The sequence below is a fragment of the Paenibacillus sp. LS1 genome, from assembly GCF_026013365.1.
Classification (GTDB): Bacteria; Bacillota; Bacilli; order Paenibacillales; family Paenibacillaceae; genus Paenibacillus.
The window spans coordinates 388,830-413,869 of the sequence record NZ_JAPDOE010000002.1 but is presented as its reverse complement, the minus strand read 5'-3'; the positions used below and the strand labels follow the sequence as shown (position 1 = coordinate 413,869).

Sequence of the window (25,040 nt, the reverse complement as noted above, 5' to 3'; positions counted from 1 at the left end):
GAATAAAGGAAACAGGGGTGACACAACATGGCGGTGTATCAAGTATTGGTTGTCGATGATTCCGCTTTTATGCGTAAGATTGTTACGGATTTGATCGAAGCGGACTCGGAATTCAAGGTAACGGCAACGGCATCAAACGGTAGGGAAGCTATTCAAAAATCACTAGAATTGAAACCTGACATTATCACAATGGACGTTGAGATGCCCGAAATGAATGGGTTGGATGCATTAAAAACAATTATGAAGGAATCCTTCGTTCCTGTGATTATGTTATCTGGTATCAATGAACAAGGTATGAAAGAAACCATTATGGCGCTTGAAGCTGGGGCATTTGACTTCATTCGCAAACCATCCATTGTATATGACCAAGACATCGCTCAAGTCGGTAAAGCCTTGGTTGAGCGCATGCGTGCTGCGATGAATGAGATCAAACGAAAAGCTGATCGTGATTTATCCATGAAAAATAGAGACATGTTGCGAGGAACGGTTGCTCCCTCAAATCCGCCAGTGCAGAAAGAAATACCGGCCAGGGATCGAACGGAGCCTGTGAAAAAAACGATCGAACCTGTCCAGACGGATCAACGCTCTATACGAGAGCGGACTGAAGTCTTTCAGGCCAAATCAAAGAAATCCATTGCGCCAGTATCACCTTCGAAACCAGGCCGCGTAGAAAATAAAACGGAGCCTTTGCCGAAGACAGAGCGTAATTCGGGGACAAATGCAGAAAAAGCAGTGAGGTCAGCTAATCCAGTACAGACTCCTAAGGAAATTCGACTACCTAATGCAGCTCGAGTGGCAGCTAATCAAGTAGCAGCAACTTTTGCCTCTGCAAAAACCAAGGATTTAACCAAGTCTAATCCTGTTCCAAAAGGTGCAGGGAGCCCGGAAGGGCCCTTCAACAAGCTTGTGGCAATAGGTTGTTCTACGGGTGGGCCTAGGGCTCTCAAGACATTGCTCGAGCAGTTGCCTGCTGATTTGCCAGCACCGGTCATTATTGTGCAGCATATGCCGCCCAATTTCACCCGTTCTCTGGCTCAACGATTGAATACGTTCAGTCCCCTGCATGTGGTTGAAGCTGAAGAGGGCATGGTTCTGAAAAAAGGGACTGCCTATATAGCACCCGGCGGATTCCATGTGAAAGTTAACAAAACAGCGGACGGGAAGTTTATCGTGAAGCTGACTGAAGATCAACCAGTGAATGGACATAGACCTTCAGTGGATACGATGTTTGAGTCGCTTCTGCCGTTTACATCTTTACAAAGGCATCTTGTTTTGCTGACGGGAATGGGAAGTGATGGAGCACGTATGATGAAGAGATTATACGAAGCTGGAGTTACATCAACCTTTGCCGAGAATGAAGAAACTTGTGTTGTATATGGTATGCCGCGTTCTGCTGTAGAGCTGCAATGCGTTCGTCATCTTCTGCCACTGCAGGAGATTGCGTCTAAACTTGTTCAAGCAGTGAAATAACAGAGTGTAACTCACGGAGGAGGTGCCTCACAATGGACATGAACCAATATTTATCCATGTTTATTGATGAGTCTAATGATCATCTGCAATCCCTTAACGAAAACATGCTTCAACTTGAAGGCAATCCGGAAGATCTGGGAATAGTTCAGGTCATTTTCCGCTCTGCTCATACCCTGAAGGGTATGGCGGCAACAATGGGCTTCGAAGATTTGGCATCACTGACACATAAAATGGAAAATGTACTGGACCTGGTGCGTAATGAGAAGTTGAAAATGCAGGATTACATTTTTGATACCATGTTCAAGAGTCTGGATGCTTTGGAAACTATGGTTCAGGATATTACCGAAGGTGGACAAGGTAAAGCGGATGTGTCCGCTATTGTAGCTTCGCTTCAGGCAATTGAAAATGGTGAAATGACAAGCGGAAATGCTTCTGCAACTGAAAAAAACAAACCGGCTAACGCTTCAATTGCTTCGGCTGTTGAGCTGGATGAATTCCAATATTCGGTGCTGGATCAGTCAATTGCTGAAGGCCACCGTGTATTTTATGTAGATGTGCTTGTTAGTGAGCATAGCCAGTTAAAAGGTGTTCGGGCTTATATGGTCTTTGATATGCTCGAGCGTTCAGGTGAAGTCGTAAAGGCTTACCCATCCGTTCAGGATATTGAGCAGGAGAAGTTTGAGCGCAGTTTCTCGTTGTATTACATAACAACTAAAGAGGCGCACGAACTGGAAGAAGGCATCATGAGTATTTCTGAGATTGAAAGTGCGAAGCTGATCCAATTGGATCAGGAGACTCTTCAGCAGATGGCCAATCAGGTCGCAGCGACAGCTGAAGCGCCAACCGTACCGACTATTGTAGCTGAGGTTGCTTCACCGGATAAGAATTCTGCATCCAAAGAAGAAGCCAAGACGGCACCAGCCAAAGCAGCTGCGCCGAAACAAGCTGCGGCACCTTCACGTACCATTCGTGTGGATATTGAACGCCTCGATGTATTGATGAACTTGTTCAGTGAATTGTTGATTGACCGTTCACGTCTGGAGCAACTGGCCAGTGAGACAGGCAACAATGATTTATCCGATACGGTAGCACATTTAAGTAGAGTTAGCACAGATTTGCAAAACATTGTATTGAAATTGCGGATGGTTCCGGTAGATACCGTATTTAATCGATTCCCGCGCATGATCCGTGATTTGGCTAAGACACTTGATAAAAAAATCGATCTTGTGATTACAGGTGCTGAGACGGAACTGGATCGTACGGTAATTGATGAGATTGGTGATCCGCTAGTGCATTTGCTGCGTAACGCGGTTGACCATGGTGTGGAATCCATTGCAGAGCGTGTAGCTGCAGGTAAACCAGAGATGGGTACAGTAAATCTGCGCGCTTTCCACAGTGGAAATCACGTATTTATCGAGATTGAAGATGATGGTAAAGGAATTTATCGTGACAAGCTTCTGAAAACCGCGATCAAACGTGGAGTTGTAACTGAAGAACAAGGTGCCAAGATGAGCGACGATGAAGTGAATCAACTGTTGTTCGCACCTGGTTTTAGCACTGCGGATATTATCTCGGATATCTCTGGCCGTGGCGTTGGTTTGGATGTAGTAAAATCGAAAATCACTTCGCTTGGCGGTAATGTAACGATTCATTCGACTCCAGGCAAAGGCACGAACTTCTCTGTTCAGCTTCCGCTGACTCTTTCCATTATCGCTGCAATGCTTGTACGACTTGGTTCAGAGAAATATGCTGTTCCATTGTCCTCCATTGTAGAGACAGCTATTGTACAGCGTGAGCAGGTTCGCAATATTCACGGCAATAAAATGATTACGTTCCGTGAGTCACTGATTCCATACTTGTCCTTGAGCGAAGTGTTCTCCGTACCGGATTTCAATGATGCCGATGAACAGGAAACAGAAATTGTCGTAATTCGCAAAGGTGACCGTCTTGCAGCTGTAGCTGTTGAGGAATTTATTGGACAGAGTGAGATTGTTCTCAAATCAATGGGGACCTATCTGCCTGCTATTGAAGGAATCTCTGGAGCAACCATACTCGGAGATGGACAAGTAGCCCTGATTCTGGATCCTAATGCATTTATTAAATAAGCATATAGCTAAGTCTTACATTTAATAGGGAGGTTTTTTACATGGAAGAAGAGTTGAAAGTCATCGTCTTTAAATTGGGTACCGAAGAGTATGGTATTGAGGTAGATAAGGTTCAGACGATTGAGCGCATGATGCCAATTACCCGTGTTCCCAAGACACTTTCCTTTGTCAAAGGAGTAATTAATCTACGTGGTGTTGTAATTCCGGTCATTGATCTACGCGGTCGTTTCTCCCTTCCGGAATCGGAGTATACAGATCAGACTCGTATTGTTATCGTTGGTGTAGACGACATGCAAGTTGGCTTTATCGTAGATTCTGCCAATGATGTTATTGATATCAAGAGCAGTGCGATCGATAGCCCACCAGAAGTGGTTGGCGGCGTCAAAGCGAGATATCTTCGTGGTGTTGCCAAGTTGGAGGATTCACGCTTGCTGATTATGCTTAACCTGAACGAAGTATTAAATAAAAGCGAGATTGTACAGCTGGAAAGTGTTGAGGGCTAGTACCGTGGAGATGTTCAACCGATTTGAGGTATTCCAGATGGATGTGCTCAAAGAGGTCGGTAACATTGGAGCAGGCAACGCCGCAACGGCGTTGTCTCAACTCCTCAACAGACCGATTGACATGGGTGTACCTACAGTACAAATGCTCCCTTTTGAAGAAGTTGCCGAAAAAGTGGGCGGAGATGAACGCATCGTTGTTACCGTATTTCTTCGTGTAGAAGGGGAAGCGCCAGGAAATCTTTTCTTTATGATGACACCAGAGGCTGCTAAAATGTTGTTGAATAGGCTTGCCGGGTTTGATTTGAAAGAAGGACTCGCTTTCACAGATATGGAGCAATCAGCCCTTTCCGAAATAGGAAATATTTTGGCTGGATCATATCTTTCTTCTTTGGCAGATTTCACAAAGTTGTCGATGTATCCAACCGTTCCTGGACTTGCCATTGACATGGCGGGTGCCATTCTGAGCTATGGCTTGCTACAGTTCGGCGAGATGGGTGACGATGCATTATTGATTGACACCTCTTTCTTTGAAGGTGAAGATCAGGTTGAGGGGCAGTTTTTCCTGATTCCGGATCCGCCATCATTTGCAAAGATATTTGAATCGCTAGGGGTGCCACTGAGCCATGATTGAGGACAAAAGCGTCGTTAAAGTCGGTATGGCGGATTTAAACATCGCTCATCTTCCTGGCGTAATCCGTACGACTGGCCTGGGCTCGTGTGTGGGATTAACAATGTATGACCCGCATTTGAAGCTGGCTGGAATGGCGCATGTCATGCTTCCTACTTCCGAGATCGCCCGTGAAGGGAAACTGAACACAGCCAAATATGCGGATACGGCGTTGCCTGAGCTTTTGGAAAAAATGATAAAACTAGGCGCTTCTCACTCACGTATTGTTTCTAAAATGGCCGGAGGCTCCCAGATGTTTGCCTTTGCTGGTGCTGGGGATACGATGCGAATTGGACCACGGAATGCAGATTCTTGTCGAGAGTGGCTGCAAAAACTCAACATCCCCCTTCTTGCAGAAGATACGGGTGGCAATTATGGACGAACGATTGAAATGGATTGTGAAACTGGCCTTTTGACTATTCGAAGTGTACAAATGGGTGTAAAGGAACTATAAGACTATGATAGGAAACTACCGCATTAATCTTGGAGCAGGCATCGTTGGATTTATTCTTACTTTTTTTGTAGCATACAGCAGCAATGTGTTGATGACCAGTTTAATTCGCGGATTGATCGGATTCGTAGCCTGGTTTGTCCTTGCATATGGTTTACGCTGGGGATTGGGATTGTTGCTGAACCCTCAGGCAGAGGGAAATGGATATGGTTATGATTCACCAAGTGCTCAAGATCAAAGAGGTTCACAGGTGGACATCAAACTCGAAGACGATGGACAAGAGCTGAATGACTTGCTCAAGAGTGGACAGAACGCTTCATCTGGGGACGATCTTCCGCCATCTGAGACGAAAGCTCCAACGGGATTCGCCCCTTTGGATCCGCCTAAACTTGTCCGGACCAAGGATCCGGAGGAATTGGCGCAGGCCGTTCGTCACCTGACAGACAAATAAGGAGGGTGAAAGCAATTGAACGAGCGTAAAGCTTCACATTTGAACCATTCTGATCTGTGGGAAAAATGGAAAGAACATGGAGATCTTGAAGCCAAGAAAACTTTGATTGAAAAGTATCTTCATATTGTAAATTATGTTTCCGGTCGCCTGGCAGTCGGGTTGCCAAAAAATGTTCCCAAAGATGATTTGGAGAGTAATGGCGTTATGGGATTGATTGATGCATTGGAGAAGTTCGACTATGAACGTGGTCTGCAATTTGAAACCTATGCATCATGGAGGGTCCGCGGAGCCATACTTGACGGTCTGCGTCAAGGTGATTGGGTTCCGCGTTCTGTGCGGGAGAAGGCCAAGCGGATTGAAGATGCCTACCAACAGCTGGAACAAAGCTATCTCAGGTCCGTTAGTGATGAGGAAATGAGCGAGTATCTGGACGTGTCGACTAAAGATTTTCAACACATGCTTCAGGAAGTGGCGGTCATGTCACTTTGCTCGCTGGAGGACCCGATTCGTGAAGAAGAGTCTGAGACACGTCTGTCTTTAATGGTGGATGAGAAAGCCAAAAATCCGGATTATAAAGTGAATGAGTTTTATTTGAAGGAAGCTTTAGTGCAAGGGTTGGACAAGTTGACGGTAAAAGAGCGGACAGTTGTTTCACTCTTGTATTACGAAGATCTTTCTCTTAGTGAAATCGCAGAGGTTATGTCTCTTTCTCCGTCTCGTATATCCCAGTTACATTCCAAGGCAATATTACGATTACGCGGCACGTTGGACAAACAGAAAGATTTGTTGATGCGTAAAGATTAATAGAGAGAAGTAATATATTGGAGTTTGGGGAGTGGAAAGTCTAAAAGGGGGAAGAACTGGAGTGACACAGCGGACTGCTTTGGAACAATGTTTAAACATTGTTTTATCGGACGACAAATGCACAGCCTACCTTGAATTTTCCAAAGAGGAAGAAGGCTTTGCCTGCACGATCGATGAACTTGAACAACTTGTGGCGAACAAGGGCATCAAACAAGGTGTATTGCGAGAGGCATTATTACTTTTTGTGAGTAACCCTGAAAACTATTTAAAAGATAAATATAAGATTGCCGAAGGTATCGCTCCTATTCAGGGAACAGATGGATTCATCAAGATCCTGGTAGGGATGGACGATACGAACGAACGACGACCGCTCGAATCGGAAGATGGAACCGTCGATTACAAAGAAGTGACCCGGCTAAACAATGTTCGTAGTGGTCAGATCATTGCGGAGCGAATTGCTCCTGGCGAGGGTATACCAGGCAGGGCAGTAACGGGTGAGGAAATTCCTTATCGTCCCGGAAAAGAAGTTCGATTTAAAGTCGGGAAAAACGTTGTGATTAACCCGGATGGTTCTGCCATGTATGCTGCACTGGATGGGCTCGTCACGAAAACAGATGGTAACAAACTAAATGTATTTCCCGTTTATGAGGTTAATGGAGACGTTGACTACAATAACGGTAATATTGACTTTGTAGGCACAGTTGTCATACGAGGCAACGTACTTACTGGATTCAAAGTAAAAGCAGCAGGTGATATTCGTGTCGTCGGAGGTGTCGAAGGAGCGGACCTGGAAGCAGGTGGTTCAATCGAAATTACCGGTGGCATTATTGGTTATAACAAAGGACTGGTACAAGCCGGTCATAATGTTAAATGTACTTTCATTCAAGAAGGCAACGTGGATGCCGGTGAAGATGTTCTGGTTTCCCAAAGCATTATGCACTCCAATATTCGTGCTGGCCACGGTGTCATCTGTGCAGGAACCAAAGGTCTTATCGTTGGCGGCTCGATCCAGGCTGGTCAGAACGTCTCAGCGCGTGTTGTAGGCAATAGCATGTCTACGGTCACTTCCATTGAAGTTGGTGTGCTGCCGAAGCTGCGTAACGAACTGAATGATTTACGCAAGGAAGCTAGAGAGCAGATGGATTCCTTGGACAAAACGAAGAAGGCTTTGACATTGTTGGATCAGTTAGCTGCCGCTGGACAATTAAGTCCAGATAAGATGTCAATGCGAATCAAGCTGAATGCTACGCAGAAATCTGCTCTTCGTGTAAGTGAAGAAACGAAGATGCGTATCTTTGAAATTGAAAAGGCACTTGAAGATACAAGCAGAGCTCGTGTCGATATTTTGAAGATGGTTTACGGAGGCTCTAAAATAGTTATCGGCAGATACACGAAATTTATTAAAGATCCAGTGAGTCGAATTTCATTTTATTATCACGATGGCGATATTACGATGGTTCCATACGTTTAAGTACAGCATTCAGGCACATGAAGAAATCCATTCGAAACCGTGAGGTGAGCGTATGAGTTTCAAAGCAGTGGAGTTGCAGATTGCGGTACCACGAACAAGCGAAGCGGGACGTTATCAAAGTGAAGCCCAGCAGAGACCGGTTACAGATCAGAATCTCTTGGCAGAGCAAACGGCAAAAGAAGCAAATGAAGCAAGGCAACGAAGTGAAGCAATGGACGAAACTTCACAGACTTCGGTGCGTGATGGTCATACCAATGATGGGAATCAGCAGAGTGGTTCCGATGGACATGAAACTGCTCAGGTTCAGGAAACCGTCAAACCTGCAGAGCACCCTTACAAAGGAAAACACATTGATCTGTCTCTATAATAGATAATTGTGATGGACATGCAGTCTTGCGCACCGATGGTTGAATCAGAAGGAGAGAACCCAATTTGTCACCATGGATCATTATTGTCATCTTAGGAGCCTGCGCTATTGCCTACGCATATATCATGCCCCGGAAAAACAAGGCGCAGGAGCCGGGGCATCAACTGGTGCAGGAGATGGAATCTACGCTTGAACATTACATGACCGAGATTGAAAATGATAATGATGCTCTCATTCAACGTGTGGCTGAAATGAAAGGAGAAGCGACAGCAGCTGATCAACGTATGCAATCGCAACTTCAGGAATTACAGCAGCGGTTGGATCAGCTGGAACAGAGCAAAAAGAACGAACCGGTTCCATCACCAGTTCCATACTCGGGTAATATACCCGTACAAGCTTCCGAAGGTTTGCAAGCACAAGCGCTTGTGAAAAGTGTGCAAGCAGAGGCGGCCCAGCAGGCGTTAGAAGCAGATCTGCCGACCAGCAAAGTCGAATCTTTGCCCGGGCGTGAATCGATTAAAGACCGATATGCAGAACTTTTCAATTTACATGCAGAGGGTAAGTCGATGGATGCCATATCCAAGCAGACAGGCATTCAGCGTGGTGAGGTACAGTTAATACTGCAACTGGCAGAACGGGAGGAAAGCTAAGTCATGGACAAGCGATCCTTATGGATTGGTCTGGGAAGCGGTATGATTATTGGTGCAGTTTTGCTTCAACTGGCTACAGTCGGACAAAATGCATTATCTGATAGTAACCTTGACCCTGAGCAGACCGCCAATATGACGAAAGAAGAGCTGGAAACAGTCGCGAAAAGCCTTGATATGAAGTTGGTTGGTTCTGAAGAGGAATTATACACAGAAGCAGAGTGGGTGCAGAAAAAAAAGCAGGAGAGCAGTGAGCTGCAGGGGGACACAGCAACACCGCCTGAGACAGTAACCTCTACGGAGACACCTGCCGAGCCTGAGAAGCCCGAAGAGCCTGCTACAAGTGAAGTTGAAGAGCAAAAAGAGATAACTGAACCGAAGACAACAGAACCTGCAACGCCAAGCAATCCGAAAGGTGCAACTGTATCATTCAAAGTACGTTCAGGCAATAGTCTGGCGATCGTTGCAGCGAACCTAAAAACCGCTGGAATTGTTGATGATGCGCAAGCTTTCATAAAGGCTGGAAAAGCTGAGCGAATCAACACCAAAATCCAAGTGGGTACGTATTCGCTTGAAAAAGGCGAGAGTTTCAAATCCATTATCTCAAAAATCACGAAAGAACCGTCAAGCTGAGCATGCTCGGACCGGACGGTTTTTTGCGTATTTAATCGTATGATTTGAAAACTAAATAGTAAGTATTGTTGATTTCCGGATGAAGTATGGATTGCTAGTTTAGATGCAATAAGTATAGAAGAAGATTTAGTTTCAAAGACTGTTGCATCAGGCAGTTGGTTGTGCTATATTAGATAACGGTGTTAAAACACACGCATGTGCTAATTTTGTTGAGGGTGCTTTCCTGATGGAGAGTCTTGGCGAAAAATGATGCCGGCGGAGGACACAATAAAAACCATATTAGGAGGTGTGTGAAGATGGCAGTAATCTCCATGAAGCAGCTTCTCGAAGCTGGGGTACACTTCGGTCACCAGACTCGTCGTTGGAACCCAAAAATGGATCGTTATATCTTCACTGAAAGAAACGGAATTTACATCATCGATTTGCAAAAAACGGTGAAAAAAGTCGAAGAGGCTTACAACTTCGTTAAAGGAATCGCAGGAGAGAATGGTAAAATTCTTTTCGTGGGTACTAAGAAACAAGCTCAAGATTCCGTTAAAGAAGAAGCTGAACGTGCTGGTCAATTCTATATTAACCAACGCTGGCTCGGCGGTACCCTGACTAACTTCCAAACTATTCAAAAACGTATTGATCGTTTGAAACAGTTGGAAGCTTGGGAAGAAGACGGTACATTCGCTGTATTGCCTAAAAAAGAAGTAATCTTGCTTCGCAAAGAAAAAGATCGTCTGGAGAAATTCTTGGGCGGTATTAAAAATATGAAAGGCCTGCCAAGCGCCCTGTTCATCATCGATCCACGCAAAGAGCGTATTGCTGTTGCGGAAGCTCGCAAATTGGGTATCCCAATTGTAGGTATCGTTGATACTAACTGCGATCCGGACGAGATCGATTATGTTATCCCAGGTAATGACGACGCGATTCGCGCTGTTAAATTGCTGACAGGTAAAATGGCTGACGCTGTAATCGAAGCTAACCAAGGCGAAGAAACTTCCGCTTAATAGATTCGAACATATGCAATAAACTAAATGAAAAGGGTGGTTGGCAGGTGTATAACCTCTCACTGCCCTTTTTTTAGAGTGTACGTACAATACTTAATTTTGGAGGGAATTTATAATGGCAGTTAATGCGAGTGCAGTAAAAGAACTTCGCGAAAGAACGGGCGCTGGTATGCTCGATTGTAAGAAAGCACTGGAAGAAGCAAACGGTGATGTAACGAAAGCAGCTGAATTGTTGCGTGAGAAAGGTCTTTCTGCAGCAGCAAGCAAAGCGGGCCGTGCAGCAACTGAAGGCGTTGTAGAATCTTACATCCACGCTGGTGGACGTATTGGTGTCTTGGTTGAAGTTAACTGTGAAACAGACTTCGTAGGTAAAACGGATCAATTTAAGGATTTCGTTAAAGATGTAGCTATGCAAATCGCTGCAGCTAATCCTAAATTTGTTACACGCGAAGAAGTTCCTACAGAAGAGCTGGAAAAAGAAAAAGAAATTCTGAAAGCTCAAGCTCTTAACGAAGGCAAACCAGAGAAAATCATTGAAAAAATGGTTGAAGGCCGTATCGGTAAATACTACGAAGAGTATTGCCTGCTGGAACAAACTTTCGTTAAAGATCCAGACAAAACGATTTCCCAATTGCTGAACGAAAAAATCAGCCAAATTGGTGAAAACATCTCCATCCGTCGTTTCGTTCGTTACGAACTGGGTGAAGGTCTTGAGAAAAAAGTAGACAACTTCGTAGAAGAAGTAATGTCCCAAGTAAACAAATAAGACGGTTTTTAAAACCGGCAAGCAGGATTGATTTTCGAAGATATAAGAATGATGAAACTTCGAAGCGTAAACTCCCTTATATCCCAGGAAAACAGTGCCTCACCGGTTAAACGTTTTTCCTAAAAGAGCGGAACACAACTGTGTTCCTTTCTTTTTAAGCAGGAGGCCATGCGCGAGAAGTTTTGTTGGTTGAACACCGAGCGTGTTCAATTCAAAGTGGAGGGTGAATAATTGGAACAGCCAGTATTTAAACGTGTTGTCTTAAAGGTCAGCGGAGAGTCCCTTTCCGGTCAAAACGGCTACGGTATTGATGCAGACACGATCTCATCGATTGCGCAACAGGTAAAAGAGGTTGTTGCACTTGGTGTTCAAGTTGCTATTGTATGTGGCGGCGGAAACATCTGGCGTGGAATTGCCGGTAGCGAAAACGGCATCGATCGTGCAACTGCAGATTATATGGGTATGCTGGCGACAGTAATGAACTCGTTAGCACTCCAGGATGCATTGGAACAGATTGAAGTACCAACGCGTGTACAGACATCTATTGCAATGCAACAGATTGCAGAGCCTTATATTCGTCGTAGAGCTATTCGTCATCTGGAGAAAGGCCGGGTCGTTATTTTTGCAGCAGGTACAGGTAACCCGTTCTTTTCCACGGATACAACAGCAGCACTGCGCGCAGCGGAGATTGAAGCAGAAGTTATCTTGATGGCCAAAAACAAAGTCGATGGTGTATACTCAGCAGATCCGTTTAAGGACAGTACAGCTGTGAAATTTGATCAGTTGACTTACATGGATATTCTTAACAAAGACCTTGGTGTGATGGATTCGACGGCATCCTCGCTTTGTAAGGACAACAACATCCCGTTGATCGTATTTGCCATTACGGAACAAGGTAACATCAAACGTGTTGTTCTGGGTGAACGTATCGGAACAATCGTTAAAGGGAGTGTAGATTAATGCCACAAGCGGTTAAACAACATGCCGAAGAGCGTATGGAAAAAGCAATTCAAGCATTGCGTCGTGACCTAGCTACTTTGCGTGCAGGCCGTGCAACTCCAGCTCTTCTGGACCGAATTCAGGTAGAGTATTATGGGGCTATGACGCCATTGAATCAACTCGCTAATATCAGTACTCCGGATTCCCGTACTCTGATGATTCAACCTTGGGACAAATCTTCCATGGGTGATATCGAGCGTGCCATCATGAAATCGGATCTGGGTCTTACTCCAGCCAATGATGGTAGCATGATTCGTTTGTCTATTCCGGCATTGACGGAAGAACGCAGAGCGGAACTTGTGAAGCTGACGAAGAAGTTCGGTGAAGAAGGTAAAGTAGCGATTCGTAACATTCGCCGTGATGCGAATGATGACATTAAGAAAATGGAGAAGTCAGACATTTCCGAGGATGAATCCCGGAGACATCAGGACGATATCCAAAAATCGACCGACAAGTTTATTGCTGAAGTCGATAAGGTACTCGCTGCCAAAGAAAAAGAAATCATGGAAGTGTAAGACAAGCGCAGCCCCTCCAATACGGTGGGGTTTTGTCTCTTTTTCCAAGCTTCAGATGAAGAAACTTCAGGGATTTTGGAGGAACAGGAATGATCAAACGGGTTCGGTCGTGGTGGAATGGGGCTGACAAGCAGGAAACGCTGACTATATCCGAGGACAATATCCCGCAGCACGTCGCCATCATCATGGACGGCAATGGACGATGGGCCAAACGTTTGGGACTCCCGCGTATAGCAGGGCACCAAAATGGCATGAAGGCGGTCAAACGTGCGACCATCGCGGCGGATGAACTGGGCATCAAATATCTGACGATGTACGCTTTTTCGACAGAAAACTGGACGCGTCCAAAAGAAGAAGTGGATTTTCTGATGCGACTTCCGCAAGAATTTCTGGCTATAGAGCTGGATGAACTTATAGAAAAAAATGTGCGCATCCGCATGATGGGCCAAGAGGAACATTTACCTTCTCATACCATCAATGCCTTGCGGGAAGCTATTCGTCTTACGGAACATAATACAGGTCTCGTTTTGAACTTTGCAATGAACTATGGAAGTCGTCGCGAAATGACGGACTGTGTTAAACAGATCGCTCTGCAGGTGAAATCGGGAGAACTATCGGCAGAGGACATAACACCTGAACTCATTGATAGACATATGCTGACGGTTGATATGCCCGATCCGGATCTGCTGATCCGGACGAGCGGAGAGTTGAGATTGAGCAACTTTATGCTTTGGCAGCTTGCATATAGTGAATTATGGTTTACGGATATATACTGGCCCGAATTTGGCAAAAAGCATTTGCTTGAAGCAGTAGCCGAATATCAGCGCAGAACAAGGCGTTACGGCGGTTTGAAATAGATGGAGGATGAAGCCGTTGAAACAGCGATTAACGACAGGAATCATAGCAGGTGTGTTGTTTTTAGGTTTTTGCATGCTGGGCGGACCCTGGTACCATGGTTTGGTATTGCTTATGGCTCTCATCGGTTATTATGAATTTGTTAAAATGACCGGGGTGATGCCTTTTTCAGGTGTGGCCCTGATTGGATATGCTGGTGTGTTTGCCATTGTGTTTCCTTGGGAGATGCTTTGGGAGGCAAGACCGCTATCCTTATTTCAGGTCATCTGGATTGTAATGCTTGTACTGATGACAGCTTCGGTTGTCACCAAGAATAAGGTTCCCGTGAATACAGTAGCCATGCTTTTCCTCGCCGTGCTGTATATAGGGATCGGTTTCTATTACATTGCAGAATCCAGACATCTGCATCATGGGTTGTTCTGGACGTTCCTGTTGCTGGGCTCCATATGGGCCAGTGATGCAGGGGCTTATTTTGTAGGGAAACTAATCGGCAAAAACAAACTGTGGCCTTCCATCAGTCCAAACAAGACTGTAGAGGGTGCACTGGGAGGCATCGTGATTGCAATTATCACTTCTGTTGTTTTTGCATTAGTCTCAGATGGGTTGCTTTCCTGGCAGAGAGCGATTGTGATCGGAATTGCCTGTGCAGTCGTAGGTCAAATGGGCGACTTGATCCAGTCGGCATACAAACGTGTATATAATATCAAGGATTCAGGCAGTCTTCTCCCAGGGCATGGAGGCATTCTTGATCGGTGCGACAGCTGGATTGTTGTTTTTCCATTCGTACATATACTAATGCTACTGCCCTACTAAAGAAGAACATGAGTCTGAGGTATCATCATTGTTCGTCCGTCGTAGGCATTGGATAATTAAAGATGAGGTGCAGCATGAAAAAAATTGCGATTCTCGGGTCGACCGGTTCCATTGGAACCCAGACACTAGATGTAGTAGACATGCATCCGGAACTCTTTCAAGTGGAGGGTCTGGCTGCCGGAGGCAATACAGACTTGCTGATCGAACAAACCAAACGTTACCGACCGAAGAAAGTTTCAGTGGGGTCCAAAGAATTGGCCGAGAAGGTAGCTCCATATTTGCCAGCAGGAACGCAACTGTTTTACGGCAACGAAGGACTCGTAGAAGTTGCAGCAGGAACCGATGCACATACGGTTGTTACAGCGGTAGTGGGGAGTGTTGGATTGGAGTCAACACTTGCTGCCATAGACGCGGGTAAACAGATCGGACTGGCTAATAAGGAGACATTGGTTACAGCGGGGCATATTGTCACGACAAGAGCGGCTGCCAAAGGTGTTTCTTTATTGCCCGTTGATAGTGAGCACTCTGCTATATTCCAATGCTTGAATGGTGAAAACAGAGAACGCCTGACAGGAATCACGCTCACCGCTTCAGGCGGATCATTCCGTGATCTTACCCGTGAACAGTTGAAGAACGTGACTATAGAGGATGCGCTTAAACATCCGAATTGGTCAATGGGTTCCAAAATTACGATAGACTCGGCAACGATGGTAAACAAGGGACTTGAGGTCATTGAAGCACATTGGTTATTTGGTCTTCGATATGATCAGATTAATGTATTGCTTCACCCGGAGAGCGTTATTCATTCCTATGTGGAATTTGATGACACCAGCATCATCGCTCAACTGGGTAATCCGGATATGCGAGTTCCCATTCAATATGCACTGACTTATCCTGACCGCTTGCCATCGCCAGCACAGCGGCTGTCTCTTGCTCAAGCTGGGAAATTACATTTCCGTGAGATGGATATGGAACGGTTCCCATGTTTAAGAATGGCGTATGAGTGTGGTAAAATGGGAGGAACCGCAACAACGGCGTTTAATGCAGCCAACGAGGTTGCTGTAGCCCGTTTCTTGCGTAAAGAGATTTCATTCCTTAAAATAGAAGATATTATTGCTTCTGTGCTGGAAGCACACCACAATGTGGACTCTCCTGATCTGCAGGAGATCGCCCGATGTGATCAGGAGAGTCGCAAGCTTGCGTCCAGTCTGTAATCTCTTTTTTCATAACAAAATGGAAGAAGTGATTCTCTTGTGCGGCATCAGAGAATAATGATAATCTAGAGGGACAGACTGCGGTATGTGCCGTGAAGGAGGATGGATAGGGATTGGAAACCATACAAGTGGTATTTCTAACGGTGCTCATGTTCTTTGTCATCGTGACGGTTCATGAATGGGGGCATTATTACTTTGCCAAACGCGCCGGTATTCTTGTACGGGAATTTGCGATCGGTTTTGGTCCCAAATTGTTCTCATATAAAAGAAACGAGACCCAGTTTACATTGCGTTTGTTGCCTTTTGGTGGGTATGCACGGATGGCAGGGGAAGATCCGGAACTGGTAGAGATCCAGGAAGGACAGACCATTGCGGTAAGATCTGCAGATGACCAGGTGAAGATGATCTATCTGGACCAACTGGATAACCGAAAAAATGTAATACGTGGTGAAGTCATCTCCATTGATATGGAGAGAGCCCTTAAGCTTCAACTCGATGTAGATGGAGAGATTCAGGAGTACCGAATACATCCTCAAGCGATGTTGGTGAGTCGTGGTAAACAAACGCAGATTGCACCGAAAGATCGTCAATTCGGCAGCAAAACCGTTGGACAGCGTGCATTGGCTATTTTTGCGGGACCCCTGATGAACTTTATCTTGGCCTTTGTGCTGTTTGCTGTATATGCACAGATGGCAGGAGTTCCAGTGGAGAATCCGAAAAATCTTGAAATTGGTGAAGTTCTTGAAGGTGGGGCAGCCGATCAGGCGAACCTGCAAAAGGGCGATATTATTGAGACCATCAATGGTACTGCTATTGGCACGGATTCACAAAAAATGGTGACGATGATTGCCGATTCCAAAGACAAGCCGATGGAATGGACGCTGCGTCGGGGGAATGAAACGTTTAATATAACGATTACTCCACGTGCTGTAGAAGGACAAGAGGGCGGAAAAGTGGGAATCGTTCCTACGTTACCTACTCGATCCGTTGGATTTGTAGAGACCTTTACGGTATCAGGGGTAGCCATGGTTGACACAACCAAAGTGATATTTGAAGGTTTCAAACATCTGATCAATCAATTCAACATGGATGATATTGGTGGCCCGGTTCGTACATTTGAAGTGACAGGGCAAATTGCTAAACAAGGAATTGAGCAGTTAACGAGATGGGCAGCCATTTTGAGTCTGTACCTTGGGATTTTCAACCTGTTACCAATACCTGCATTGGACGGTAGCCGTCTGGTATTTTTGGGAATTGAAGCGCTGCGCGGCAGACCTGTTGATCCAAACCGCGAAGGTATGGTGCATTTCATCGGATTTGCGATGTTGTTTGTGTTGATGCTGGCAGTAACTTACAATGATATATTACGTTTAATTAACGGATAATTACGGTTGGACTACGCTCTGGTTATTCAGAGATAGTCGTTATGGGAGGACGCTGGAGTCTTATGTCAAAGGAAAATGATAAACAGTTCGTGACTGAAATCACACCACAGGGTGAGGATTTCTCACGCTGGTATATTGATGTTATCAAAAAAGCTGATCTCATGGACTATGCACCGGTACGCGGTTGTATTGTGTTTAAACCAGACGGTTTTGAAATCTGGGAACACATCAAGGATGAGTTGGATCGTCGTTTCCGGGAAACGGGTCATCGCAATGCGTATTTCCCGATGTTTATTCCTGAGAGCTTCTTCCAAAAGGAAAAAGAGCATGTGGAAGGCTTTAACCCTGAATTACCGTGGGTTACGGAAGCTGGAGGAGAGAAGCTGGAAGAACGTCTGGCGATCCGTCCTACATCCGAAACAATTATTGGTCACATGTATTCCAAGTGGATTCAGTCTTATCGGGACCTTCCGGTATTGATCAACCAGTGGGCTAACGTAGTTCGTTGGGAAAAAAGAACATTGCCTTTCCTTCGCACAAGTGAGTTCCTGTGGCAGGAAGGTCACACTGCGCATGAGACCGAAGAAGAAGCACGTGAAGAAACGATGAAAATGCTTGAAATCTATCGTGAAGTGGTTGAGGAGTACTTGGCTATTCCTGTAATTGTGGGTCAGAAAACCAAATCCGAGAAGTTTGCGGGTGCGGTGGATACGTACTCGATCGAAGCCATGATGAAGGATGGACGTGCTGTACAAGCAGGTACATCACACTACATGGGAACGAACTTTGCAAAAGCATTTGAAATTCAGTATCTTAGCCGGAACAATGTGCTGGAACTGGCTTACACCACTTCATGGGGAGTAAGCACACGATTGATCGGCGCGTTGATTATGGTTCATGGAGATGACCGTGGTCTCGTACTGCCTCCTAAAGTAGCACCTACGCAAGTGGTCATGATTCCAATTGGACCTCCGAAAACGCGTGATGCTGTTGTAGGACGTGCAGATGAGTTGTTCACTGAGTTGAAACAAGCTGGAGTCCGTGTGAAAATGGATGATCGCAGCGATGTTCGCCCAGGTTGGAAATTCAATGAATACGAGATGCGCGGTGTTCCGATTCGTCTGGAGATTGGTCCACGTGATATGGAAAATGGCGTTTGTGTACTCGTATCACGCATCACAGGTGAGAAAAAAGTGGTAGAACAGGCGAACTTGGTAGAAGAAATCCAGTCTATGTTGACACAAATCCAGGTAGATATGTTGGAACGTGCCCGCACATTTATGTCTGATAACTTCTACTCCGTGGATACACTCGATGAGATGAAAGAACTGATGGAGAATAAACGCGGGTTTACACTGGCTGGCTGGTGCGGTTCAGAAGCTTGCGAAGATAAAGTAAGAGAAGTTACAGGCGCAACAAGCCGGAACATTCCGTTCCAGCCTGCGGAAGAAAAGCATACGTGCCTGGCTTGTGGTGAACAGGCAGAACACACGGTTGTGTTTGCAAGAGCATACTAAGTCAGGTTAACTTGACGAAAAGCACTTATTCACCGGTTAAGTAATGAATGGAGAGCTTCTGTCGGATAAAATGAGTCGGTGCGAGTTCGGATCGGTGACATTTTTGAATGCAGGGGCTTTTCATGCTTTAAAGGGGGTACAAGGAGGAACACGATGAGCGGATTCGAGGAGAAAAGAAAACGGTTTGAGTTGTTGATGAAACAGGCAGAGCTTCCGGCTGGTCTGTTAGAGCCCTATTTTTTGGATGGATGGATTGAACAAGTTGAGACCAACCGGAGTAATCGGGAATGGAATATTCTGATTGCAAAGGATACGTTGGTACCCGCTCCAATTTATCGCACATTTTGCCTGCATATTCAGGAGAAGATGAATCATATCGCCAAAATTTCATTTGGCTTCAAATATACGGACAAGGTACCGAATGGCGATATCGTCAGTGAATATTGGAATCTATTTTTAGAATGGGTTACACGTGAGATTCCATCTGTGAATGGTTGGATGAACCGGACTACGTTTGAATGTGAAGCGGATCTCCTGCAACTGACGATGAGCGACGCAACATCAATGGAATTGGCTCGAAAAAAACAGATTGACCAGGCGATCACGACGTTCTATGACAAGTACTTTAATCTACCGCTTCGTATCAAGATGCAAGTGGGCGAAGTGGCCAACAATAAAGAGGCGATGGAGCAGTTCCAGGCCAAAAAACGTGTTGAGGAACTTGAGGTCATCGAGAAGATGATGAGTGAAGTAGACACAGAAATCCCGGTCGATGAGGAACAGGGCGATGTGCGTTTGCAAATGGGCTATGATATTAAAGAGCCAGCAGTGCCTATGCAGGAAATCCAGGATGAGGAGAAAAAGGTCACGCTTCAAGGTTCGGTGTTTGGTCTGGATCGTAAAGAACTACGAAACGGAAATACACTGTTTACATTCTATCTGACCGACTTCACGGACTCCATGCAAATGAAGATGTTTGCCAAAACAAAAGAGGATGTTAAAATTCTCAGTTTGCTGGCTAACGGTAAATGGGTGAAAGTGCGTGGACGTGTCGAGTATGACCGGTTTATGCAAATTCCTGAACTCGCCATGATTCCCTCGGATCTGGTTGAAGTCAAAGCACCGCCATCTCGCAAAGATAATGCACCAGAGAAACGGGTGGAGTTCCATTTACACTCTACGATGAGTACGATGGATGCTGTAACTTCGATCGACAAATACGTGAAAATGGCAGCTGAGTGGGGACATAAGGCGATTGCTGTCAGTGATCATGGTGGGGTACAAGTATATCCTGAGGCTTCCAAGGCTGCTAAGAAAAATGGGATTAAAATGATCTACGGCCTTGAGGCCAATGTAGTGAATGACTCCGTTGCGGTCGTAATGGCTCCACAGCCGTTGGATCTGCAAACAGCGACATACATTGTATTTGATATCGAGACCACGGGTCTTTCGGTTACGCAGAACAAAATTATTGAGATTGCCGCTGTGAAGATGCAAGATGGTAAAGAAATCGACCGGTATGCGACGTTTGTAAATCCACATGAACGCATTCCTTACAACATTCAGCAATTGACAAATATTAATGATGAAATGGTGAAAGATGCACCTGAGCTGGAGCCTGTTATCCGAGAGTTTGTACAGTTTGCCGGAGATGGTGTACTTGTTGCGCATAATGCACGTTTTGATATGGGCTTTATTCAGGCTTCCCTGAAACAAATTGGAATGCCAGAGCTTCCTAACCCTGTCCTTGACACGTTGGAACTGGCGCGATTGTTATTCCCAAAAAATAAGAACCACCGTCTGAATACGATGGCGGATAAATATAAGGTTGGACTGGAAAGCCATCACCGGGCTATTGACGATACCGTTGCGCTCGCAGGTATACTGATCGGATTATTAAATGATGCTGCCCAGATGAAAGGGTTGACGAGGCTCGATCGACTGAACGATTATGTCGGTGTCGACTTGTCGAATACAAGACCTTTCCATTGCGGAATCTATGCACTGAATGAAGTCGGTAAGAAAAACTTATATAAACTGGTATCTCTTTCTCATACGGAACATTTCAAGCGGGTACCGTGCATTCCCAAATCGAAACTGATTAATTTGCGTGAAGGCCTCTTTATTTTATCGGGCTGTGAAAAAGGTGAATTCTTCGAAGCGGTGCTTAACAAATCGCTCGAAGAAGCGGAAGAGATCGCCGAGTTTTATGACATACTGGAGATCCAGCCACTTACAATGTATATGCATTTGGTGGATAAAGGCTTGGTGGCTACTCCTGAAGAGATCAAAACAGCAATTCGTAAAGTCATTGATATCGGGACGAAGCTGTCCAAACCCGTTATTGCCACAGGTAATGTTCATTACTTGGAACCTCGTGACAAACTATATCGGGATATCACCATTCACGGAATTACAGGATTTAGTCCACTGAAAGATCAACGTAAGCCGGATGCACATTTTAGAACGACGGAGGAAATGCTGGAAGAATTCAAGTTCCTCGGCCAAGACAAAGCTTATGAAGTTGTCGTTACCAATACAATTGAATTGTCTGACCGATTTGAGGAGATTAAGTTATTCCCGGACAAACTGTTTACTCCGATTCTGGAAGGTGCGGACGAAGAAATCCGTAATACCTGCTATGACACTGCCAAGTCCATCTATGGCGAGGAATTACCGGAAGTAATCGTGGCGAGACTGGAAAAAGAACTGATTCCAATTATAAAATACGGTTTCTCTGCCAACTATTTAATCTCGGAACGATTGGTTAAAAAATCGAATCAGGATGGTTATCTCGTAGGTTCCCGGGGGTCGGTTGGTTCCTCTGTCGTTGCGACATTCCTGGGTATATCCGAAGTTAATCCATTACCTGCTCATTATATTTGTGTGAATTCGGAATGCAAACACAGCGAATGGTTCCTTGATGGTAGTGTTCGGAGCGGATTTGACCTTCCCGAGAAAGAATGTCCGGATTGTGGTAAGACACTTAAAGGAGAAGGCCAGGATATCCCGTTTGAGACCTTCCTTGGATTTAAAGGAGATAAAGTTCCCGATATTGACTTGAACTTCTCGGGTGATTACCAGCCTCATGCTCATAACTATACGAAAGTATTGTTTAGTGAAAAGAGCGTTTTCCGTGCAGGGACGATTGGTACGGTGGCTGAGAAAACAGCATTTGGTTTTGCCAAAAAGTATGAGGAAGAACATCACAAGAAATGGCGCGGAGCTGAATTAAATCGTTTGGCTTCTGGCTGTACCGGGGTAAAACGGAGTACTGGACAGCATCCCGGCGGTATTGTCGTTGTGCCTGATTACATTGAGGTCGAAGATGTTACACCTGTTCAGTTCCCGGCTGACGACGTTAATGCGGAGTGGAAAACAACACACTTTGATTATCATGCTTTTGAAGAAAACTTGCTGAAACTTGATATTCTGGGGCACGATGATCCGACTATGATGCGGATGTTACAGGATTTGACAGGAATTGACCCAACTAGCATTCCGATGAATGATCCAAAAGTTATGAGCATGTTTAACTCAACCGAAGCTTTGGGCGTTACACCGGAACAGATTCGGTCACCAGTAGCAACATTTGGCGTGCCGGAGATGGGAACGAAATTCGTACGTCAGATGCTTGTCGAATCCCAGCCGACGTCTTTTGCCGATTTACTGCAAATTTCCGGTTTGTCCCATGGTACAGGGGTATGGCTTGGAAACGCTCAGGACCTGATTAAGAACGGAACGTGCAACATTAAGACGGTAATCGGTTGTCGGGATGACATCATGTTGTTCCTGATCTATAAAACGGGAATGGACGCAAGTCTGGCCTTTAAGATTACCGAGAGTGTTCGTAAGGGACGTGGTCTGCCACAAGAATGGATTGACGAGATGAAGAATTGCAAGGTGCCTCAATGGTACATTGATTCTTGTCTCAAAATCCAATACATGTTCCCGAAGGCTCACGCGGCCGCTTATGTTATTTCGGCAGTTCGTACGGCATTCTTCAAGCTATATCACCCGATTGAATATTACGCAACTTACTTTACGGTTCGGGCGGATGAGATCGATATCGAACTGATGTGTCAGGGATATGACGCAATATATCGAAAAATTACAGAGATCGAGCAATTAGGTTTCCAGGCACCGCCGAAAGAGAAAAACATGCTGCCTGTTCTTGAAATGGGTCTGGAGATGGCGGCACGTGGATTCTCGCTGAAACCTATTGACTTATATCGTTCGGAAGCGACGAAGTTCATCGTTGACGGAAAAACACTAATCCCTCCATTTTCAGCTTTGGCAGGAATAGGGGATAATGCAGCGCGCAACATCGCTGCAGCAAGAGATCATGGTGAATTCCTGTCGGTGGAAGATTTCCAGCAGAAATCGAAAGCGAGTAAGACAATTGTTGAACTCCTGTCGAATATGGGATGTTTCCGTGGCTTGCCAGAGAGCAACCAGCTTTCCCTGTTCTAGGATTAGATTTGAATCAGGGAACAGAGATTAATCGGGATACGTAATTTTTTCTTCATTAGTAAGTAATCTGCCTGAATGATCGCTTACTTGTCACTATTACCAGACTATGTTATAATTTTTGAAGTGAACGAGATAGTACGAATTTCTAAAGAGTGGGGAAACCCACTCTTTAGTCTTTGGTATACAAGAATCTTGGGTATTTAATAATCTGCCAGTGCTATTTTGCTGGTGTAACCTAAGTTGGAGGTTATTGGTTTTGAGCACAACGAACATTAAATCTACCGTGGAAGAAATGATCCAACCCTACTTGAACGAACAAGGCTTCGAGCTGGTTGACATCGAATACGTCAAAGAAGGCAGCAACTGGTTTTTACGGGTGTATGTCGACAAAGAGGGTGGCATCGACATCGACGATTGCGTCTTGATCAGCGAAAAGCTGAGCGCCAAGCTGGATGAGAACGATCCGATTCCAACCATCTATTTCCTTGAAGTGTCTTCTCCCGGTGCGGAGCGTCCACTGAAAAAACCTGAGGACGTTACCAAATCTGTAGGCAAAAATGTTTTTGTTACAACCTACGAGCCGGTGAACGGATTGAAGGAATTTGAAGGCAAGCTGTTATCCTTTGATGACGGGGAACTCGTGATCGAAGCAGGTAAGAAACAGCATGCTATTTCTTATGATAAGGTTGCCAGTGCGCGCCTAGCTATTTTGTTTTAAGTGCCTTGTTCACTTTATTAATGAAAAAGACACATCTCACGATAACGGCAAGGTGCTCATGAGTTCAGAGCCTTTCGCCGTTTTACGTATGAGATGCCATGTTTGAAAGGGGGATCAACATTCATGAGTATGGATTTTATTGAAGCAATGAATGAATTGGAACGGGAAAAAGGGATCAGCAAGGATGTGCTGTTTGAAGCGATCGAGGCTGCACTAATTTCCAGCTACAAGCGAAATTTCAACACGGCCCAGAATGTGCGTGTTGACATGAACCGCAATACGGGAGTTATTCGGGTGTATGCCCGTAAATTGATCGTGGAAGAAGTGCTGGATTCACGTACCGAAATTTCATTGCCTGCTGCACGAGAAATCAACCCACACTTCCAGCTGGAAGATATTGCGGAGATTGAAGTTACGCCGCGTGATTTCGGACGTATCGCCGCTCAGACTGCCAAACAGGTAGTGACCCAGCGGATTCGTGAAGCCGAACGCGGCCTGATCTACAACGCTTTCGTAGATAAGGAAGAAGATATCGTTACGGGAGTGGTGCAGCGTCAGGATTTGCGCAATATCTACATCGATCTGGGCAAAATCGAAGCGGCTTTACCGCTAACCGAATTGATGCCGAACGAGAAGTTTGTTCATGGTGACCGTATTAAGGCGTATATCACCAAGGTCGAAAATACGACCAAAGGGCCGCAAATCATTTTGTCCCGTACCCATCCGGGCCTCTTGAAACGTCTCTTTGAACTGGAAGTGCCTGAGATCTTTGACGGCGTAGTTGAGATTCGCTCCGTCGCTCGCGAAGCAGGGTTCCGCTCCAAGATTGCCGTACATTCCCGCAATGAGGAAGTTGATCCAGTTGGATCTTGTGTAGGTCCTAAGGGAATGCGCGTGCAGACCATTGTGGGTGAGCTGCGCGGTGAAAAAATCGACATCGTTCGTTTCTCCGATCAGGTAGACGAATATGTAGCTAATGCACTGAGTCCTTCCAAAGTATTGGAAGTTCATGTATTTGAGGAAGAAAAGATGGCTCGGGTTATCGTTCCGGACTATCAACTTTCGCTCGCTATTGGTATTAAAGGCCAAAATGCCAGATTGGCAGCCAAATTAACCGGCTGGAAGATCGACATTAAGAGCGAGAGCCAGGCGGAACAGGAATTCGGCAGAGAAAAAGATTCTTCTTCTGAAATGCATCAGGATTCCGTCTCCGTCGACTAA

23 protein-coding genes are annotated in these 25,040 nt (G+C 45.4%); all 23 read left to right on the top strand.

The features are described 5' to 3' along the window. Positions 1-27: 27 nt before the first annotated feature. The 23 genes from cheB to nusA all read left to right on the top strand — a co-directional run bounded on the left by cheB (position 28) and on the right by nusA (position 25,040). A complete protein-coding gene (gene cheB / locus OM416_RS11255) occupies positions 28-1,470 on the top strand; it encodes a chemotaxis-specific protein-glutamate methyltransferase CheB (protein WP_264929283.1) in 1,443 nt (480 codons plus the stop codon). 32 nt (positions 1,471-1,502) lie between these two features. Then, positions 1,503-3,575 carry a chemotaxis protein CheA gene (locus tag OM416_RS11250; RefSeq protein WP_264929281.1) on the top strand — a complete coding sequence of 691 codons (2,073 nt, stop codon included), beginning with the start codon at positions 1,503-1,505 and terminating at the stop codon, positions 3,573-3,575. A gap of 41 nt (positions 3,576-3,616) precedes the next feature. Further along, positions 3,617-4,078, top strand: a complete 462-nt coding sequence (locus OM416_RS11245; protein ID WP_062833811.1) for a chemotaxis protein CheW — start codon at positions 3,617-3,619, stop codon at positions 4,076-4,078. A gap of 10 nt (positions 4,079-4,088) precedes the next feature. Next, complete coding sequence (locus OM416_RS11240; protein ID WP_139331862.1) at positions 4,089-4,709, top strand: chemotaxis protein CheC; 621 nt, start codon at positions 4,089-4,091, stop codon at positions 4,707-4,709. Then, positions 4,702-5,199, top strand: a complete 498-nt coding sequence (locus OM416_RS11235; RefSeq protein WP_017689162.1) for a chemotaxis protein CheD — start codon at positions 4,702-4,704, stop codon at positions 5,197-5,199. Before OM416_RS11240 ends, OM416_RS11235 begins: the two co-directional genes overlap by 8 nt. A 4-nt stretch (positions 5,200-5,203) precedes the next feature. Continuing rightward, positions 5,204-5,647, top strand: coding sequence for a hypothetical protein (locus OM416_RS11230; RefSeq protein ID WP_264929276.1), 444 nt, complete (start codon positions 5,204-5,206; stop codon positions 5,645-5,647). 15 nt (positions 5,648-5,662) lie between these two features. Beyond that, positions 5,663-6,451, top strand: a complete 789-nt coding sequence (locus OM416_RS11225) for a FliA/WhiG family RNA polymerase sigma factor (RefSeq protein ID WP_017689160.1) — start codon at positions 5,663-5,665, stop codon at positions 6,449-6,451. A 61-nt stretch (positions 6,452-6,512) separates the two neighbouring features. After that, positions 6,513-7,922: a DUF342 domain-containing protein gene (locus OM416_RS11220; RefSeq protein WP_264929273.1), complete on the top strand. Its 1,410-nt coding sequence runs from the start codon at positions 6,513-6,515 to the stop codon at positions 7,920-7,922. Positions 7,923-7,974: 52 nt separating this feature from the next. Then, entirely contained in the window at positions 7,975-8,289 is a 315-nt protein-coding gene (locus tag OM416_RS11215; protein WP_264929271.1) for a hypothetical protein, read from the top strand. Positions 8,290-8,354: 65 nt separating this feature from the next. Beyond that, on the top strand, positions 8,355-8,939 hold the full coding sequence (locus tag OM416_RS11210; RefSeq protein ID WP_264929269.1) for a hypothetical protein: 585 nt from the start codon (positions 8,355-8,357) through the stop codon (positions 8,937-8,939). A gap of 3 nt (positions 8,940-8,942) precedes the next feature. Next, complete coding sequence (locus tag OM416_RS11205) at positions 8,943-9,569, top strand: hypothetical protein (RefSeq protein WP_264929267.1); 627 nt, start codon at positions 8,943-8,945, stop codon at positions 9,567-9,569. A gap of 296 nt (positions 9,570-9,865) precedes the next feature. After that, positions 9,866-10,564, top strand: a complete 699-nt coding sequence (gene rpsB / locus OM416_RS11200) for a 30S ribosomal protein S2 (RefSeq protein ID WP_017689155.1) — start codon at positions 9,866-9,868, stop codon at positions 10,562-10,564. Between the two features lie 115 nt (positions 10,565-10,679). Further along, on the top strand, positions 10,680-11,330 hold the full coding sequence (gene tsf / locus OM416_RS11195; RefSeq protein WP_169478464.1) for a translation elongation factor Ts: 651 nt from the start codon (positions 10,680-10,682) through the stop codon (positions 11,328-11,330). 231 nt (positions 11,331-11,561) lie between these two features. Next, positions 11,562-12,290 carry a UMP kinase gene (gene pyrH, locus OM416_RS11190; RefSeq protein WP_017689153.1) on the top strand — a complete coding sequence of 243 codons (729 nt, stop codon included), beginning with the start codon at positions 11,562-11,564 and terminating at the stop codon, positions 12,288-12,290. Continuing rightward, the gene (gene frr, locus OM416_RS11185; protein ID WP_017689152.1) at positions 12,290-12,844 is read left to right on the top strand and encodes a ribosome recycling factor; all 555 of its coding nucleotides are present in this window, start codon (positions 12,290-12,292) and stop codon (positions 12,842-12,844) included. The genes pyrH and frr overlap by 1 nt, the downstream gene beginning before the upstream one ends. Positions 12,845-12,933: 89 nt before the next feature. Continuing rightward, positions 12,934-13,701, top strand: a complete 768-nt coding sequence (locus OM416_RS11180; protein WP_017689151.1) for an isoprenyl transferase — start codon at positions 12,934-12,936, stop codon at positions 13,699-13,701. A 16-nt stretch (positions 13,702-13,717) separates the two neighbouring features. Further along, on the top strand, positions 13,718-14,512 hold the full coding sequence (locus OM416_RS11175; RefSeq protein ID WP_264929262.1) for a phosphatidate cytidylyltransferase: 795 nt from the start codon (positions 13,718-13,720) through the stop codon (positions 14,510-14,512). A gap of 74 nt (positions 14,513-14,586) precedes the next feature. Beyond that, positions 14,587-15,726 (top strand): 1-deoxy-D-xylulose-5-phosphate reductoisomerase, encoded by a 1,140-nt coding sequence (locus tag OM416_RS11170; RefSeq protein WP_264929260.1) that lies wholly within the window; start codon positions 14,587-14,589, stop codon positions 15,724-15,726. A gap of 113 nt (positions 15,727-15,839) precedes the next feature. Further along, positions 15,840-17,111 carry an RIP metalloprotease RseP gene (gene rseP / locus OM416_RS11165; protein ID WP_062833823.1) on the top strand — a complete coding sequence of 424 codons (1,272 nt, stop codon included), beginning with the start codon at positions 15,840-15,842 and terminating at the stop codon, positions 17,109-17,111. A 62-nt stretch (positions 17,112-17,173) separates the two neighbouring features. Beyond that, complete coding sequence (proS, locus tag OM416_RS11160) at positions 17,174-18,628, top strand: proline--tRNA ligase (protein ID WP_169478461.1); 1,455 nt, start codon at positions 17,174-17,176, stop codon at positions 18,626-18,628. A 153-nt stretch (positions 18,629-18,781) separates the two neighbouring features. Further along, positions 18,782-23,101 carry a PolC-type DNA polymerase III gene (locus OM416_RS11155; protein WP_264929256.1) on the top strand — a complete coding sequence of 1,440 codons (4,320 nt, stop codon included), beginning with the start codon at positions 18,782-18,784 and terminating at the stop codon, positions 23,099-23,101. 256 nt (positions 23,102-23,357) lie between these two features. Next, the gene (gene rimP, locus OM416_RS11150) at positions 23,358-23,819 is read left to right on the top strand and encodes a ribosome maturation factor RimP (RefSeq protein WP_091017262.1); all 462 of its coding nucleotides are present in this window, start codon (positions 23,358-23,360) and stop codon (positions 23,817-23,819) included. Between the two features lie 123 nt (positions 23,820-23,942). Next, positions 23,943-25,040, top strand: a complete 1,098-nt coding sequence (gene nusA, locus OM416_RS11145) for a transcription termination factor NusA (RefSeq protein ID WP_062833827.1) — start codon at positions 23,943-23,945, stop codon at positions 25,038-25,040.

Coding starts and splice junctions, on each gene's coding strand:
- cheB (WP_264929283.1), top strand. CDS start 28: ATGGCGGTGTATCAAGTATTGGTTGTCGATGATTCCGCTTTTATGCGT.
- OM416_RS11250 (WP_264929281.1), top strand. CDS start 1,503: ATGGACATGAACCAATATTTATCCATGTTTATTGATGAGTCTAATGAT.
- OM416_RS11245 (WP_062833811.1), top strand. CDS start 3,617: ATGGAAGAAGAGTTGAAAGTCATCGTCTTTAAATTGGGTACCGAAGAG.
- OM416_RS11240 (WP_139331862.1), top strand. CDS start 4,089: ATGTTCAACCGATTTGAGGTATTCCAGATGGATGTGCTCAAAGAGGTC.
- OM416_RS11235 (WP_017689162.1), top strand. CDS start 4,702: ATGATTGAGGACAAAAGCGTCGTTAAAGTCGGTATGGCGGATTTAAAC.
- OM416_RS11230 (WP_264929276.1), top strand. CDS start 5,204: ATGATAGGAAACTACCGCATTAATCTTGGAGCAGGCATCGTTGGATTT.
- OM416_RS11215 (WP_264929271.1), top strand. CDS start 7,975: ATGAGTTTCAAAGCAGTGGAGTTGCAGATTGCGGTACCACGAACAAGC.
- OM416_RS11205 (WP_264929267.1), top strand. CDS start 8,943: ATGGACAAGCGATCCTTATGGATTGGTCTGGGAAGCGGTATGATTATT.
- rpsB (WP_017689155.1), top strand. CDS start 9,866: ATGGCAGTAATCTCCATGAAGCAGCTTCTCGAAGCTGGGGTACACTTC.
- tsf (WP_169478464.1), top strand. CDS start 10,680: ATGGCAGTTAATGCGAGTGCAGTAAAAGAACTTCGCGAAAGAACGGGC.
- frr (WP_017689152.1), top strand. CDS start 12,290: ATGCCACAAGCGGTTAAACAACATGCCGAAGAGCGTATGGAAAAAGCA.
- OM416_RS11180 (WP_017689151.1), top strand. CDS start 12,934: ATGATCAAACGGGTTCGGTCGTGGTGGAATGGGGCTGACAAGCAGGAA.
- OM416_RS11170 (WP_264929260.1), top strand. CDS start 14,587: ATGAAAAAAATTGCGATTCTCGGGTCGACCGGTTCCATTGGAACCCAG.
- proS (WP_169478461.1), top strand. CDS start 17,174: ATGTCAAAGGAAAATGATAAACAGTTCGTGACTGAAATCACACCACAG.
- OM416_RS11155 (WP_264929256.1), top strand. CDS start 18,782: ATGAGCGGATTCGAGGAGAAAAGAAAACGGTTTGAGTTGTTGATGAAA.
- nusA (WP_062833827.1), top strand. CDS start 23,943: ATGAGTATGGATTTTATTGAAGCAATGAATGAATTGGAACGGGAAAAA.